Below are 15,780 nucleotides of genomic sequence, written 5' to 3'. Positions count from 1 at the left end.
AAATAACAAAGCTCAAACAATACAACTTGTTGCCATAGCCTGCACTTACAGGAGGAACTTATACAAGCAGGATTATTCACTCAACTATCAAAGGAAGAAAGCCGCAAGATCGCAAGACCAAAGCCACTTAAACGTTCGCACTTGGCTACTTTAACCATCCTGAAATTCTAATATTCTGATCCAGCTTGACCAGCCGGGGGTCGAAAGCCCATTCCAGCCTGATGACAAACGCCAGATATCTGGACGGAATTCAAACTTAATCATCCTCGGCCGATTGGAAAACACTCTGTTTCCACAAATGCATGTTCCTTTACACCTATTATACAACAGGTAAACAAAATGTTAATAAACAAAACCGCTCTGGTTGCTGCGGCAGTAATGGTGTTCGGTGTTTCCAGTGCATGGGCTGCCGACAGTACAAGTACCCAGATTAATATCAGCGCCACTGTTCCAAGCACTGCTTTCTATGCACAAGCCTCTAGCCCGACCTTCGGTCAGGCTGAAGTAATGGGCTATGACATCGGCCAAAACAAAATCAACAGCCTTCGTGAAAACTTCACCTACAAGAGCACAGGCGGTGCATTGCGCGCGTATATCGATGGCGGGCCACGGGCGCTGTTCAACGGTAACACCGCACACAACATCCCTCTGACCACCAAATTCAACGGTGTGACCCTTACGGCTGCAGCCCTGGAGGTGGCAACCGCCCCCGCCTCCGCCGCAGGCGGTACTGCAGAGCTGGAGGTATCTGCTGGCGCCATACCAACAGGTGCCTCTGGCAATTTCAGTACCGCATTTACCGTGATGTTCGACAGCACGCCACCCACCCCCTGATCTGCCAACACCGTTGATTCATCTGGCGATACCCGCGCCCGGCCGGTTTTCGACCGGGCGCCTCTTCTGGATTGACTGTCCGTTATTAGAGTATTGCGTTTATGTTCCCGATGACTCGCATCGCGGTGACGCTGGCCTTGTTGTTCCCTGCAGCATCAATGGCAGCCGCAGAAGTCAGTACACCCCGAAGTTTGCTTGCCCAGGCCAAAGGCTTGCCGGCTGACTTCGAAGAGCACCTTTTCGATGTACCGCTGGCCGTTCAGGTCGAGCGCAACTCGCAACTGGTGGGTGAAGCCATGGTCGTACTGACCCGCGATGATCGTCTGACCCTCCTTGAGTTCACCGACTTCAACGCCAGCCAGATTCCGGCCAGTGAGCGCGACACCTGGTCGGAGTTTCTCCAGCAAGGAGTGCAACTGGGAGCCTGCACTGGCAAATGCCCCGAACAGTTAATGGCGGTTCATTACAACCTGGAAAACTCCATGGTCTCGTTGCTGACCGCCAGGGCGGAACAGAATTATCAGAAGAGCCGCTATCACGAATTGCCCAGCGGCGGCAGCGGCGGTTTGATTGTGCGCAATCAGCTAAACCTCACCGCCGGCCAGCGAGAGCAAGTTGACGGTCGTTATGGCCTGGAGGCCAGCGGCAGCATCGGCCACTGGAGCCAAACGCTCAACCTGCAACTCACACGCATGGATGGTCCGGACCAAAGTCAGCTCAAACATGCTGTCTATGAAGCCCACACCCAGCGTGAACTGGAAGGTACATTTCTGCGCCTGGGCTATTTCACTCCAGGCTCCGAAGGTTTGACCCGGCAAATTCGCACTTTTGGCGCCAGCCCCGATACCACAGTGGGCATCATGTATGGCAGTTCCGACAGCCTGGTCATCGATCAAGCCAAACCCGGCGTATACCCGGTGTATGTCACCGCCAGTCGTCCGGCAACGGCACAAATCTACCGCAACGGCCTGTTGATCAATTCCCAGCTGGTTGCCGCCGGTTTGCAGAGCCTCGATACCCGCCCCTTGCCCAGCGGTATTTACGAAGTCGAGGTTCGCCTGGTCGAAGACGGCCGAGTTAGCAGCACGTCTTCGGAGCTGATCTATAAACCGTCCAACTGGCGCAACTACGACGACCCATGGCGCTATAACCTGTTCGCCGGACGCGAAAGCAAACTGCTGAGCAACTGGGACGACCAGGCCACCGGCGACATGACCGCCGGCGCCTCGCTCAATTACCTGCTGCACCCGCGCGCCATCCTGGGTCTGTCTGCGCGCCAGGTAAAAAACAGGATGCAATGGGGCACCGCCATTGACTGGACGCTGGCCAGCAATCTCACCTTTTATGCCAATCTTTACAAGACTCAAAGCTACGGCACCGGTGTCGACTTTAACGGCCAGTACCACTACGGCCTCGGCAATGTCGTGTTCAACCACAACCGCAGCTGGCTCGACACCCGTAACACCTACGAAACCCTGCCGGACGGCACGCGCCTGCGCACAAAGTCCAGCTATGTGGGCCAGACCAGCACTACCGCCCTGTCCCTGAACCATCGCTTCGGCCTGCAAAGCACCTTGAGTGCCCGCCTCTCCCACAGCAATGGCTATAGCCGCGGCTACGGCCTGGACGTGGGCTGGGCGCAACCCACGCACCTGTTTGGCAGCGACGGTAACTGGCGTTTGTCGGTCTTTGATCGACCCGGCAGCCTCAGTTCCGGCAACAAGCGCAATCGCGGGGTCGACCTGAGCATCAGCCTGGCCCTCGGCGGCCCGGGTGAACGCTGGTCAGCCAGCCTGGGGTCACGCACCGGCCGGGACGGTGAGCGTGACAACAATGCCTCCCTCAGTTACAGCAAAAATATCGAAGGCCACGTCCTGCAAAGCGTGGCTGCCACCGCAAGTACCGATACCTACGGAGTGGGCGTCAATGGCCGGGCCACCTTCCTGACCGACAGCCTCAGCGCCGATACCTTTGTGCAACGCTCGTCTTATAACGGCTACCTAAGCGGTGGCCTTAACCTGGACAGCACCATCGCCCTGAGCGGCTTGACCATGGCCATGAGCAGTGAGCCCTCCGGGCGCGGGGCCGGAATGATCGTCGACGTCGAGTCCGATATCGCCAACATTGCCTTGCGTGCCGATGACCTCAGCGGTGGCAGCACCATGCTGCGCCCCGGCCGCAACTATATTCCCCTCACCGCGTACGAGAGCAGCTCAGTCAGTTTCGACTTTCAGGGCAACCACGTGCCCGCCGCTGCGATCCAGCCACCTCGCGCCCGTTATCACCTGAACAAGGGCGGCGTGGGCTACCGCAAGATCAACGTGGTGAATACCGTCACCGTTCTTGGCCGCTTGATTGACGCGGACGGTAACCCGCTCAAGGGTTATCACATCATCAACACCACCAGCCGCGGCATCAGTGAAGTGGACGGTTTCTTCTCAATGGAGATGAACGCCGGCACTCCCACTCTGGAAGTGCGCAAGGACGAAGCATTACTCTGCCAATTCCGTATCGACATCAACAAAACCCTCAGGCAGAACAATGTGCTGGAAATCGGCGACCTGCGTTGCCATCCCGACACGTTGGCAGAATCGGCTAATAATGTTGAGGCAGCAGGATGAAGCGGAACAATCTAGCGGACTTCAACGTAAAGTGTTTATTGAGTCTGGTACAAAGCCGCAGGCTAAATCGGATGGCAAAAACCGCTGCCGGTATTGTATTGATTTTTGTTTGTGGCCTTGTTGCCCCGCCCAATACTCACGGGGTAGAGATAACAATAAATGCAGAGTTCAAACCTGACCCCGCCTTTCCCAATCGCAATGTATTTACGAATAAAACACCGAATACCGGTCAATATTGCTATTACAACCCTGCTGACTGCGCTTCCAAAGGCGTGTTCGGCATCGCCGCCCCCGTAGTTTTCAGGTCTGCGGTGCCTGTAGTAGCCAATCACACAGATCCGCGTCAAGGTGCGATGGTGACAATCCCGGGAGCATGGCGGACATTAACCGTCAGGCACAACCAGACTCTGGAAACAGAGGAAGTGAAGATCCGTATAACCGGTTTTGGTACAGTACTGAGCATTGACCCCGACACCGTACACACCCTGGTTCCTGGTGCGACAAGCTGGGGGGACGGGCATAACAAACTGTGGTCCGGAAGTAACTGGTCGATACCGCCGTCACCCTGCACCAGAAAATCGACGCCCCTCTACACCGGTGGAAATTTTTGGTTCTTTTGGGGAGCACCGGAGGCCGATGTAACCTGTGCCAAAAAGGCACTTTACAACATCCCAAAGTTGGCATACCACTCTTTGGACTTCGCCTACGAATTAAAGACACCTGATCCATTAGGCATGTCAGCAGGTGACTATTCCGGAAACTTGGCTTACACAATAGGGCCTTACCAGGATTTCGACATGGGTGATTTGTTGATCCCTAACAGCTCCGTGCTGAATCTCAATTTTAACCTGAACGTTCAGCACACCTTAAAAGTTGATATCCCCCCGGGCGGTAATAGGGTCGATCTGGTTCCCAAAGGCGGCTGGTATCAATGGTTGCTCATAGCTCGAGTACCGGAAACACTTGCCAGCGACCAATCCTTTAGTGTTTCCGCCAGTTCACGTTTCAAGATGCTGTTGAGCTGCGAAAGAGTCATGGGCGACACCTGCGCACTCAGCAACAACGTGAGCCACAACGTGCCGATCAATATATTTGTCAGTCTGCCCGGCGGCATTACCGATTCAAACGGCGCTTCGATCACCCGTAAGCCCTTGCTTACAAGCGGCCAGGGTACTGAACTGTTCCAGCCCAGCCGATATGTGGATGGAAAAACCGGGGTACTGCACTTCGAAATCGAAAAGAAATACGTGAATGAAATGCTCGACCAGGCAGGCACCTATAAAGGAAATGTGACCGTCATCTGGGATTCGGAAGTTTAAGACTCCCGGGTAGTCAATAGAGAAAACAGGAACTTACCATGAAACTTGCAAGTGCCATACTCAGTCTATGGGGTATCTCATTGGGTGCCATCGCGGGCCCCAGTATCAACGTCGGAACCGTCTTTGACTATATGGATGGCGATAAAAGCACCTATTTGAAGCGAGTGTATAACGGCGGCGGCAGCACCGCCTTTGTTCGCGTCTCCATACTGGAGATAGTCTACAAAGCCGACGGCACTTCAGAAGAAGTACCGCTGAAAACCCAAGGCAATGCAGCCATGCGTGATGGCCTGATCGCCAGCCCGGCACGGCTGATAATCCCTGCCAGCGGCACCCAGGGCACCCGCCTGCTGTTCAAGGGGATACGTGACCAAGAGCGGTATTTTCGCGTGCGTTTTGTGCCGGTCGTGCCGGAAAAAGAAGATGAATTTGCCCTTTCCACCGAAGAAACCGACGCCTATAAAAAAACCCTGTCGGCCGGGATCAACGTGCTCGCAGGCTATGGCACCTTCTTTGTGGTACGCCCTGAAAACGCCGGTTTTGATACCCAGATAAACGACACCGCACAACAGTACTCAGTCAAAAACAACGGCAATACCATCATGCTGCTTGATGAATTCAAAGACTGCTCCGTCCAAAACCCGCTGGAGTGCGAGCCCGTTACCAAAAACCATATCTTGCCGGGTCGCCTGTTCAGCTTTACCAAAAAAGCTGGCCGTCATTATCGCTTTATCCTGATTGAGGGCAGTAACAATAAACCCATGGAGGTTAAAGGCTGATGCATCTATCTGCGTGCAAAATCTCATGCCTGACTGTCGCGGCAAGCCTGGCACTCTGGATGCAAGCGGGGTTTGCAGCGCGCGAAGAACACATCTTTGAAGTGAGTGTCACTATTCCGACCCCGGACTTCTATATATTGCCCGTGGAGTCGCAGTTTCTTGAGCGCACACAAATAATGAAGTGGAACCTTGCCCGCGGGTATCTGGAGCCCCTGCAGGCGTCATTCGATGTGCGCAGTCGCAGTGGCGCCATTACCGCACGCCTGGGCCATGAATCAATGCTGTCCAACGGAAGGGATCTGATCAGCCTGCGGGTCAAGTTCAATGGCCACGAACTTGCGCTGACCGACACAGTGGTCGTGCCCGACAACGAAGCCAAAACGGGTTACAGGGTTCCCTTACGAATCGAGGCGATCAAGCCTGAAACAGGTTTTAAGCCAGGGGCATACTTTGGCAGTGTCCAAATCATGTTTGATGGGCCGACGCCTTCTGCAGCTCAATAAACAGCACTCAGGTAATAGCATGAAGAATAAACCCTCCAGGGCCTCTGTCATTGATTACAACCCCACTCCTTTGAATAACGTACCATTCTCAATATATCGGCAAACTTGTGTATTGGCCATTTTTGTATTGACACTTGGTTTTCTTCAGCCTGTGTATGCTGCGAACGTCAATGTGCGGGCCGAGTTCAAGCCCGACCCGGCACTTCCACACCAAAATACATTCACAAACAAAACACCCAGCAATAGCCACTACTGCAGCTACGTGCCTCAAACCTGTATCAATAAAGGCATTATCAGCATTTCCGCCCCTATTTCCTTTCGCAACTCCAGCCGGATAATTGCCAACAACCCAGACCCCAGGCAAGGCATGATGATTCGGGCAAACAGTGATTGGCGTACTCTGATCGTCACCCATGCTCAAACGCTGGAAACTGAAGAGTTACAGGTTCGTATCACCGGCATTGGAACATATACATCTATCGAACCACAGAACATCCATACCTTGGTACCCAATGCAAGCAGCTGGTCGGATGGTCTCAATAAATTATGGGTGGGAGGTTATTTATGGCGGGGGGCTGGCACCTGCATTGGTGCGACGACATTCGTCGCTAACTGGTTCGGAATCCCGATCTACTGGACAACACCTGTTTCCGGAGCAACCTGTAGTAGAGCAGCACTGTACGACATCCCCAACTTCACTTATCGAACCCTGGACTTCTCTTATGAAATGAAGACGCCCAACCCACTCGGAATGTCATCGGGTGATTATAATGGTGAAATCAACTATACCGTGGGGCCTTACCAAGACATTGACATGGGAGACAATATGCTCCCCAGCGACAATATACTCACGATCAAATTCCTGCTTAATGTCCAGCACACCCTTAAAGTGGATATTCCACCCGGCGGCAATAAAGTAGAACTGACACCCAAGGGTAGTTGGCAAGAATGGATGCAAAATGGCCGCACGCCCGAGAAACTTTTTCGGGATCAGCCTTTCATGATTTCTGCCAGCTCACGTTTCAAGATGCAACTGGCCTGTGACCGGTTGGTAGGCGATACCTGCGCAATCAGCAATACCAGCAGCGGCCACTCAGTTCCAGTCGATGTTCTGGTCAGCATGCCCAATGGCATCGGCAATGATGATGACTCCTCGGTCTCTCGAGAACCCCTAAGGGCTTCAACTGGACTGCTGTTCAAGTCCACGCACTATGTCGATAACAAGCCATCCACGCTGCATTTTGAAATACAAAGGCAGCATGTCCTGCAGATGTTGTCCGAGCAAGGCAAGTATTCCGGGAATATCACGGTAGTCTGGGACTCCGAAATCTGACTCGGGCTAATCAAACGGACTAGTCCGGCTCAGGGATTGCACCCGTGCTGCGCGCTTTCATGCTGGCGCCTTGATCCGTATTTTTACGACGAGGCCCATATGGAGCTTGCCCTGACAGACGAACAGCGAATGATTCAGGCATCCGCCGAACGTTTTTTGAACCAAGTGGCCAGCTCCGCTGCGGTGCGCACGGCCATGACCAGCGATCAGGGGTACGACACCGCTACCTGGGCGCGAATGGCCAGGGAGCTGTATTGGCCCGCACTGGCGATCCCCGAGGCCTATGGAGGTCTTGGCCTGGGCTTTGTCGAAGTCAGTCTGCTCCAGGAACAGCTCGGGCGCTGCCTGCTGCCCACACCATTCTTTGCAACCTGCTGCCTGGCCACCCCTGCCCTGCTGCTCAGTCGCAATGAAGCACTCAAGGAACGCTGGCTGCCGTTGATTGCCGCCGGTGAGATTCGCGCCAGCCTCGCCTACACCAGCGCGCCTCGCTGGGACGACAGCGCCGTGCAGGTGTATGCGCAGAGCCATGCGGGGGGTTATCGCCTCAATGGCGAGTATCACTATGTGATCGATGGCAGCGATTGCCAGCTGTTGATCATTGCCGCACGCACGCCGGGCAGCGTCGGCGAAGCCGGTATCCGCCTGTTTGCACTGCCTGCCGATACTCCCGGGATTGTTTGCCAGTGGCAACCGACACTGGATCAGACCCGCCGCCTGGCTACCATCACCCTGAACGATGTAGTCGTCCACGACGATCAGTTGCTCAGCGAACCCGGGCAAGGCTGGCCGATGCTGCGCGATGTGCTGCAGATAGCCTGTGTTGGCCTGGCGGCCGAGCAGACCGGTGGCGCACAGCAGTCGCTGGACATCACTCTGGCCTATATCAGCGGCCGCGAACAATTTGGTCGCACTATCGCCAGTTTCCAGGCCATCAAGCACCGCTGTGCCGATTTGATGCTGGCCATCGAATGCGCGCGCTCGGCCAGTTACTACGCTGCCTGCATTGCCGCCGAGTGCCTGAATATCGATGGTGATCCGGGTATCCGTGAGCAACTTGGGGAAGCCGCGGCCACTGCGAAAATTTTTGCCAGCGAAGGCTTTTTCCAGTGTGCCGCCGAGTCCATCCAGTTGCACGGTGGCGTGGGTTTTACCTGGGAATACGACCCGCATCTGTATTTCAAGCGAGCCCGGGCCAGTGAGCAGATGCTCGGCACCCCGGCGTTTCATCGCGAGCAATTGGCCCGGCAGATTTTCGGAGAGTGCACATGAATATCGGTTTTAGCGCAGCAGATGAGCAGTTTCGCCAACAGGTTGCGCAGTGGATGCAGCAGCACCTGAGCGGTGACTTTGCAGCTTTGCGCTTTCGCGGTGGCCCGGGGGATGAGGACTTTGCTCCCGGGTTGCGCAAGCGCTGGGAACAGGTCTTGGCCCAAGGCCACTGGGTGGGTGCTGGCTGGGCCACCGAGCATGGCGGCCGTGGCTTGAGCATCAGCCAGCAAGTGATCTTTTTCGAAGAGTACGCAAGGGCGGGTGGCCCGGGACGTATGGGCCATATCGGCGAAGGGCTGGTAGGGCCGACGATTGCGGCCTTTGGCAGCCAGGAACAGCAGCAACGTTTTTTGCCGCCGATACTGGCGGGCCAGCACTTTTGGTGTCAGGGCTACTCCGAACCGGGTGCCGGGTCGGACCTGGCCAATATAAAGACCCGCGCCAGTTTCGATGAAGACCGCGGGCAATGGTTGATCAGCGGGCAAAAGGTCTGGACCTCACTGGCTCATGAATCGGACTGGTGCTTTGTGCTGGCACGTACCGAGCCGGGAAGTGTTGGCCATCGCGGCCTGTCGTTCTTGCTGGTGGAGATGGACCAGCCGGGTATACGGGTACAGCCGATCCGGCAATTGACCGGTACCAGTGAATTCAACGAGGTTTTTTTTGATCAGGCGCGGGCTTCGGCAGACAACCTGATCGGCCAACCGGGTGATGGCTGGAAAATCGCCATGGCGCTGCTGGGGTTTGAACGCGGGGTATCGACCCTGGGCCAGCAAATGCAGTTTCAGAATGAGTTGGACGAAGTGGTGCGTATTGCCAAGGCCAATGGTGCGGCGCAAGACCCGGTGCTGCGCCAGCGCATCGCACAGGCCTGGAGCGGCTTGCGGGTGTTGCGCTACAACTCGTTGCGCATGTTGTCCGGGGTACAGGATGGCAGCCTGCGGCCTGAAGCGACGATCTACAAACTGGCCTGGTCGACCTGGCATGTGGCCCTGGGCAAGCTGGCGATGGATGTACTGGGGCCAGAGGCCGAGTTGCTGGCCGGGGCGCCTTATGAGCTGACACGGTTGCAGGCGCTGTTTCTGTTTACCCGTGCGGATACCCTTTATGGCGGCAGTAATGAGATTCAGCGCAATATCATTGCCGAACGAGCGCTGGGGATGCCGCGGGAGGCCCGGTAGACGGGCTGAGAATCACAAGCCCTCTCATCCCGCCCCTCTCCCTCCGGGAGAGGGTTGCCGTGAGGGCCCGGGTCAAAAGGTGTACTTGCCATTGAACGACAGGTAATCCCGATCCGCCATTGTCCGTCCCTGGGCAATATCGGCCGAGCTCAAATACGCCACATAAGTCAGCCCCAGCTGAAAGTTGCCCAGGTACTTGAAATCACCACCCACTGTCAGACGCTTTTCAGCACGGCCCAACCCCGAATAGGCACTGCCGTCAATGTTCTGGGTCCAGGTGGCCTTGGTGGTCAAGTCCCAGCCGTTGAATACGCTGGGGTGATCGAAATAGGCGCCGATCCCCAACAGGCTTGAACCCCGTGTTTGACCGTCATACACATATTTATTGAAAGTCCCGTCCGTGCCCGCCCCGCCACCGCTAATGGTCAGGTCATCCACGCCCTGGATGCGCTGGTGCATCACCTCGGTCATCAGGGTGGTCTGCTGCGCCATAAACGTCGGCCCGATCATGTACACGGCATTCAGGTTTCCCTGCCACACCTGCCCCCGCGCCGGCGCACCGTTGCTCAGGTACACCGCCGCGCCGTCGCGATAGCTCAGGTCACCGGCGAATTGCACCGAATCACCGGCTTTGGTGGTGAAACTGATGCCGGTGAGCTTGATGTTGTCAAAGTAACCCAGCTGGTAACTCGGGCCATTGCCGTTGCCACCCACTTTGTTCAGGGACGAGTAATGGGTCTGCCCGGTAAAGTCGAAGAACAGTGCCGGGACGCGGTCGTGATAACGGTAATGAAACAGGCCGACCTCGGTGTTTTGCGTCACCCTGTATCGGGTGCCCAGGCCCCACTCGCCGCTGTCGCCCGGTTTGACCGAGCCGCCGTAGCCGACTGCGGCCCCGTTGGGCAGGTGGTCGACGATGCCCGGGGCGAGCCGGAAAAACTCGGCCCCCGGGCCAAAGGTATCGCTGCCAAAGTAGTCGCCCACGGGGTTGAGCTGGGTTTCTTCCCACTTGTACTGGTAGAACCCGAGCAGGGTCAGGTCTTCGTTCACCGACCACGCGCCCGATATCTGCCCCACCGGCAAGTAGGCATCCTTGGCTTCGGTGCCGGGCACGTTGAACTTGGTCGAATCCACCGGTGCCTGGCCCTGGCTGATGTTGGGCCAGAACAGGCTCTCGCCCCAGGCCACCAGATGCCGCCCGGCCTTTAGTGACAGGTACTGGTCATCATTGACGGTAAAGTCGCCATACACATAAGCATCCAGCAGCCGCGCCTTGCTGCCGCTGAGTTTGCGCGTGTCCTGGCTGAAGTCGTTGTAGCGTCCGGTCTTGTTCACCGTGTCCGGTGAGTCGTTGTCGTTGCGCTGGTGGTAGACCTCGTCATAGAAATGACTGCCGCGCACCACGGCGCCGAGGTTGTCGTGCTTGAGCATCAACTCGCCAAATACGCTGACCCGGTTGTTGATCAGCGAGCCGCGCTTGAAGTTGCGCGTGGCATCATCGTAGTTGATGTTGTTCAGGTATTCGTGATCCGGTTTTGCGGTACGCATCGAGGCCGTGTAGTTGACGGTCAGGGAAGAGTCGAGGGTGGTGTTTTCGCCCAGCTCGAGGGTAGGTGCCGCCAGGGCCAGACCGCTCAGCCCCGACAATAAACCGGTCCCGACAACACGCGTGTATTGCTTGAACATGCCTTGCTCCTTGTTATTGTTGTTTTGCTCCGCCCGGCCACCTGCGCACAGGCAGGGCCCGTGGCAGACAGCAGGATGGCGTCAGGGCGTTACTTGCCGGCCCGACGTGCCGCTTCGGGGCCAAAATCGCCAGCAGCAAAACCGCCTTTGTTCAGCACATAGCCGTTGCGTTGTTCGTTGATCAGGTTGAAGGCCAGATAACTGCCAGCGTTCAGGTCGTGATACAGGCCAACACCGGCCTGCCAGGTTTGCGTTTCCGGGGCATAGAAGTAATTGACCATCGAGGTGCGCCACAACTCGCCGCGGTTGTCGTAGTTGTCACCCATGATCGGGAACCAGCTGTCTTCGTCGATATACAGCATGCGCTTGCCGTACAGATGGCGGTTACCCGGCTTGAGCACACCCTCGAGCACCCACACGCGATGCAGTTCGTAACGCATGTTGTCGGGGTTGATATGACCGGGAGTGAGCATGCTCGCGTACTTCAGGTCACCGGCGTGCAGGCGCGCAGTGTTGTAAGGGATATACAGCTCTTTTTTACCGACGATGTTCCAGTTATAGCGCTGGGCCGAGCCGTTGAAGATGCGTACTTCGTCGACGGTGATCGAACCGCCGGAGCCCGGAAAGGCCATGTCAAAACCGTAACCCGGCGACTGCCGCACACGCCGCGTACCCGGATCGTAGCGCCAGCTCTGGCGCGGCTCGGTCTTGTCGTTCCAGTACTCGGTACCGGTGTTGATTTCACCCTTGTCGCGCTGTGGCAGCAGGGTTTCGTTAAGGTAGAAAGACGAATTGCCCACCGTGTCGCCAATCTTGCCCGGCTCCAGCCCCGGCGCCATATTGCGCGAGTGCACGCGGCCCCAGTTGATATTGCCATCCTTGAGCACATAGGCGTTGTCCGAAGTGTATTCCTCGGTCCAGGCACGCACGGTAAACAGCGAGGCATTTTTCAGCAGTTCAATACCGTTTTGCGGTATCGGGAATGCTACCCCGCCAGTGCGGGCAACCACGCCTTCGCCGTCGTCGACCAGTTTGGCGACCGAGGCATTTTCCAGGGTGGCCTTGCACACCGTGTCAGAAAAACGAAAGTCACGGTGCGAAGGGTAAACCGGCATGCGGAATGTTTGCGGATAGAGTTTGAACAGGGCCTTTTGCCCCTCGGACAAGTGCCCGTCGTACTGACTGAGGTTTTGCGCGGTGATCACAAACAGCGGCTTTTCGTTGGGGTAAGGGTCTACGGGATGCTTGCCCGTGCCCTCGAACTTCATCCCCGGTGCCGCGCCCAGCCATTGGCCGCCAAAAGCAGGGATGGTGCCTGCGGCGTTGCCCGCCTTTTCGGCGCCGACGCAGGTCAGGTCCTTGCCCAGCCGGGTGATCTGGTCGGCAGGGGCCTGGGCCAGCGCCAGAGCACTGTAACCCTGCAATGCCAGGGCAACTGACAGCCAGCCGCCCATATGGGTGATGCGTCCCATGGAGTTCTCCTTTTTATTGGTCATGCACATTTACTGGTGGGAGCGGGCGTGCCCGCGATTGGATCGACGTGGTCTGGCTGATACATCGCGGCGCCTGAATCGCGAGCAAGCCCGCTCCCACCTGAAACCTGGCGCCCACTCACGCTCTGGCTGATTGCGCAATCGTGAGCATCGCGGGTTCCACCAGCGGCTTGCCCAGGTTGAACCACGCAGCCAGTGCCGGCAGCAGGAAGATCGCCCCCAGCACGTTGACCATAAACATGAAGGCCAACAGCACACCCATATCGGCCTGGAACTTGAGGGGCGCAAACACCCAGGTGCACACCCCCAGCGACATGGTCAGCGCGGTAAACACCGCCGCCGTGCCGCGCTGGCACATGGCGCGGTAGAAGGCTTCGCGCAGGTCATGCCCCGCGGCCATCTCATGCTCGATGCGCTCGTACAGATAGATGCCGTAGTCCACCCCTACCCCCACACCCAGCGCCATTACCGGCAAGGTCGCGACCTTGAGGCCAATACCCAGCAGGGCCATCAGTGCATTGCACAGCACCGCGACAATCGCCAAGGGCACCAGAATGCACAACACTGCGCGCACCGAGCGAAAGGTCAGCAGGCAGAACAGCGCCACCGACACAAACAACGCCGCCAGCATCACCACTTCGGCCTGCTTGACCGCTTCATTGGACGCCGCCATCACGCCGATATTGCCCCCCGCCAGCTTGAACTCCACCCCCGGCACGGCAATCGCAGCGATAATGCGCCTGGCCTCATCCAGCACATGGGCCACGGTGGCGCCTTCGTGGTCGGTCAGGAACACCAGGATCTGCATTTTCTGGCAGCCGTCCGTCACCAGCCCCGAGTCCGGTGAATAGGCGTAGGCGCCCTGTTGCAAGCCCTGGGCGGAACCGGGGATGGCCGCCCAGCGCGGGTTGCCTTCGTTGTTGCCGGCAATCACCTGCTTGCTCATCCCCGCTACGCTCTGCACCGATTGCACGCCGCGGACTTCACGCATCTTGAAGTCGAATGTTTCCACCGCTCGCATGACGGCCGGATCCAGGCAGGCTTCACTGCGATCGCGAATGGTCAGAAACACCGAAAGCACATCCAGGCCGATGGCGTAACTGCTGATGATTTTCTGGTTGTCCTGGTTGTAGCGCGAGTCGGCCCGCAGCTCCGGCGCGCCGGTGCCGATATCACCAGTGGCCAGTTCGCGGGCCTTGATCGCGCCTGCCGCCAGCAGCAGCAGGCTCAGGGCAAACACCCAGAGTGCCGGTACCGGTGTGGCCAGCGCCGACAATCGCCACCACAGGGGGTGACGCGAGCTGGCAATGCGCGCCCTGGCCGTCATCAGGTGCGGCTCGAGTTGCAGATGGGCGATGAGCAGCGGCAGAACGATTTTGTTGGTGATGATCATCAGCATCACACCGATACAGGCCGTGACGCCCAGCTCGTGGACGATGGGGATATCGATCAGCATGATCACCCCGAAGCCCAGGGCGTTCATCAGCAGCGCCAGCGCGCCGGGGATAAAAATCTTGCTGAACGCCACCTTGGCCGCACTCACTGAATCACTTCCGGCCAGTACTTCCTGCTTCCAGGCGTTGGTCATTTGCACGGCATGGGACACACCGATGGAGAAGATCAGAAACGGCACCAGTATCGACATCGGGTCGATACCCAGGCCCAGCAATGGCAGCAGGCCGAGTAACCACACGACTGGCAGCAAGGCGACAAACAGCGCCACCAGGGTCAGGCGCAACGAGCGTGAATACAACCACAGCAGCGCAGCGGTGATCAGAAATGCGATGGCAAAAAAGCCCATCACCGTGTTCAGCCCTTCGACCACGTCGCCGACCAGTTTGGCAAAGCCCACGATATTGATTTCGATATCGTCGCTGGCGTATTTGGCGCGGATGTCTTCCAGGCCACGGGCAATTTGTATGTAGCTTACGGGCTGGCCGGTCTTCGGATCGATGTCCTGCAGGTCAGCGCGCACCAGCGCGGATTTGAGGTCATTGGCCAGCAGCCGGCCGATCTGCCCGGAGCGTGCGGCATTACTGCGTACCTGTTGCAAATCTGCGGGGGTGGCGGCGTATTGCGGCGGCACCACCAGATCACCGACATAGCCGTCTTCAGTGATTTCGATATAGCGCACGTTGGGGGTAAACAGCGAGGTGACGCTGGGGCGGCTGACCCCGGAGAGATAAAACACGTCATCGGTGACGTTTTGCAGGGTCTGGAGGAACTCGGGGTTATAGATATCCCCCTCGCCTTTCCAGTGCACGCTGACCAGCAGGCGATTGGCGCCGGTAAAGATACGGCTGAAGTCCAGGAAGTTGATCATGTAGGCATGGCGCACCGGTATCTGCTTGTTGAAACCGGGGTCCAGACGAACCTGGGTGGCGCTGTAGCCCAAGGCCAGGGTGAGCAACAGGAAAAAGCCGAGCAAGGCTTTGCGCCGGGCCATCAACTGCTCGGCGCAGCGTTGCACAGCCGATGACAAGACAAAAGCGCCCATGCTCGCGGTCCCTCGCACACTGGTTGAAAGTGATCGCGATAATCAGACGGGGCCGGGCCTTGAACATCGTCCGTAAGGGTTAGGCTGTTTGAGGGATGGGGTAACTGCCCCTGTAGCTGCCGAGGAACGAAGGCTGCTGCTTGTATGTTTTCCCGGTGCCCAAGAAAATGCCGGGGCGTGTACAAAAAGCGTTTCGGGGAGGCCGATAGCTGCTTAAGGCAGGATTTGCTCCTGACCTTGTCTGTAGAGAGGCCCCCCGCCT

Annotated in this window: 11 protein-coding genes; 8 read left to right on the top strand and 3 right to left on the bottom strand. The window is 57.4% G+C overall.

Annotated elements, in window-relative coordinates; all coding sequences use genetic code 11:
• Nucleotides 1-339 precede the first annotated feature (339 nt).
• The 8 genes from HBN79_RS20380 to HBN79_RS20345 all read left to right on the top strand — a co-directional run bounded on the left by HBN79_RS20380 (nucleotide 340) and on the right by HBN79_RS20345 (nucleotide 9,842).
• Nucleotides 340-834, top strand: a complete 495-nt coding sequence (locus tag HBN79_RS20380) for a CS1 type fimbrial major subunit (protein WP_232527604.1) — start codon at nucleotides 340-342, stop codon at nucleotides 832-834.
• A gap of 101 nt (nucleotides 835-935) precedes the next feature.
• On the top strand, nucleotides 936-3,455 hold the full coding sequence (locus HBN79_RS20375) for a CS1-pili formation C-terminal domain-containing protein (RefSeq protein WP_169917112.1): 2,520 nt from the start codon (nucleotides 936-938) through the stop codon (nucleotides 3,453-3,455).
• 71 nt (nucleotides 3,456-3,526) lie between these two features.
• Entirely contained in the window at nucleotides 3,527-4,774 is a 1,248-nt protein-coding gene (locus tag HBN79_RS20370) for a hypothetical protein (protein ID WP_262372725.1), read from the top strand.
• Nucleotides 4,775-4,812: 38 nt separating this feature from the next.
• Nucleotides 4,813-5,553, top strand: a complete 741-nt coding sequence (locus HBN79_RS20365) for a pilus assembly protein (protein ID WP_095025090.1) — start codon at nucleotides 4,813-4,815, stop codon at nucleotides 5,551-5,553.
• Nucleotides 5,553-6,056 (top strand): CS1 type fimbrial major subunit, encoded by a 504-nt coding sequence (locus tag HBN79_RS20360; protein ID WP_232527606.1) that lies wholly within the window; start codon nucleotides 5,553-5,555, stop codon nucleotides 6,054-6,056. The genes HBN79_RS20365 and HBN79_RS20360 overlap by 1 nt, the downstream gene beginning before the upstream one ends.
• Before the next feature lie 19 nt (nucleotides 6,057-6,075).
• Nucleotides 6,076-7,389, top strand: coding sequence for a hypothetical protein (locus HBN79_RS20355; protein WP_130871656.1), 1,314 nt, complete (start codon nucleotides 6,076-6,078; stop codon nucleotides 7,387-7,389).
• 99 nt (nucleotides 7,390-7,488) lie between these two features.
• Entirely contained in the window at nucleotides 7,489-8,661 is a 1,173-nt protein-coding gene (locus HBN79_RS20350) for an acyl-CoA dehydrogenase family protein (protein ID WP_095018863.1), read from the top strand.
• Nucleotides 8,658-9,842: an acyl-CoA dehydrogenase family protein gene (locus HBN79_RS20345; protein WP_095018862.1), complete on the top strand. Its 1,185-nt coding sequence runs from the start codon at nucleotides 8,658-8,660 to the stop codon at nucleotides 9,840-9,842. Before HBN79_RS20350 ends, HBN79_RS20345 begins: the two co-directional genes overlap by 4 nt.
• A gap of 72 nt (nucleotides 9,843-9,914) precedes the next feature.
• Here the strand turns inward: HBN79_RS20345 and HBN79_RS20340 are convergent, their stop codons facing one another.
• From HBN79_RS20340 to HBN79_RS20330, 3 genes are all read right to left on the bottom strand, one after another.
• Nucleotides 9,915-11,528, bottom strand: coding sequence for a DUF1302 family protein (locus HBN79_RS20340; protein WP_169917110.1), 1,614 nt, complete (start codon nucleotides 11,526-11,528; stop codon nucleotides 9,915-9,917).
• An 89-nt stretch (nucleotides 11,529-11,617) separates the two neighbouring features.
• Nucleotides 11,618-13,000 (bottom strand): DUF1329 domain-containing protein, encoded by a 1,383-nt coding sequence (locus HBN79_RS20335; RefSeq protein ID WP_130871657.1) that lies wholly within the window; start codon nucleotides 12,998-13,000, stop codon nucleotides 11,618-11,620.
• A gap of 139 nt (nucleotides 13,001-13,139) precedes the next feature.
• A complete protein-coding gene (locus HBN79_RS20330; protein WP_169917109.1) occupies nucleotides 13,140-15,518 on the bottom strand; it encodes an efflux RND transporter permease subunit in 2,379 nt (792 codons plus the stop codon).
• Nucleotides 15,519-15,780 lie beyond the last annotated feature (262 nt).

This window comes from Pseudomonas sp. WS 5051 (assembly GCF_012985715.1).
In the GTDB taxonomy this organism is placed as follows: Bacteria; Pseudomonadota; Gammaproteobacteria; order Pseudomonadales; family Pseudomonadaceae; genus Aquipseudomonas; species Aquipseudomonas bubulae.
The sequence above is the reverse complement of the archived record's forward strand: the minus strand, read 5'-3'. Positions and strand labels throughout refer to the sequence as shown.

What these genes read in the sequence shown, in the direction of transcription:
- HBN79_RS20345 (WP_095018862.1), top strand. Translation starts at nt 8,658, where the DNA reads ATGAATATCGGTTTTAGCGCAGCAGATGAGCAGTTTCGCCAACAGGTT.
- HBN79_RS20335 (WP_130871657.1), bottom strand. Translation starts at nt 13,000, where the DNA reads ATGGGACGCATCACCCATATGGGCGGCTGGCTGTCAGTTGCCCTGGCA.
- HBN79_RS20380 (WP_232527604.1), top strand. Translation starts at nt 340, where the DNA reads ATGTTAATAAACAAAACCGCTCTGGTTGCTGCGGCAGTAATGGTGTTC.
- HBN79_RS20355 (WP_130871656.1), top strand. Translation starts at nt 6,076, where the DNA reads ATGAAGAATAAACCCTCCAGGGCCTCTGTCATTGATTACAACCCCACT.
- HBN79_RS20370 (WP_262372725.1), top strand. Translation starts at nt 3,527, where the DNA reads ATGGCAAAAACCGCTGCCGGTATTGTATTGATTTTTGTTTGTGGCCTT.
- HBN79_RS20360 (WP_232527606.1), top strand. Translation starts at nt 5,553, where the DNA reads ATGCATCTATCTGCGTGCAAAATCTCATGCCTGACTGTCGCGGCAAGC.
- HBN79_RS20350 (WP_095018863.1), top strand. Translation starts at nt 7,489, where the DNA reads ATGGAGCTTGCCCTGACAGACGAACAGCGAATGATTCAGGCATCCGCC.
- HBN79_RS20340 (WP_169917110.1), bottom strand. Translation starts at nt 11,528, where the DNA reads ATGTTCAAGCAATACACGCGTGTTGTCGGGACCGGTTTATTGTCGGGG.
- HBN79_RS20375 (WP_169917112.1), top strand. Translation starts at nt 936, where the DNA reads ATGTTCCCGATGACTCGCATCGCGGTGACGCTGGCCTTGTTGTTCCCT.
- HBN79_RS20330 (WP_169917109.1), bottom strand. Translation starts at nt 15,518, where the DNA reads ATGGGCGCTTTTGTCTTGTCATCGGCTGTGCAACGCTGCGCCGAGCAG.
- HBN79_RS20365 (WP_095025090.1), top strand. Translation starts at nt 4,813, where the DNA reads ATGAAACTTGCAAGTGCCATACTCAGTCTATGGGGTATCTCATTGGGT.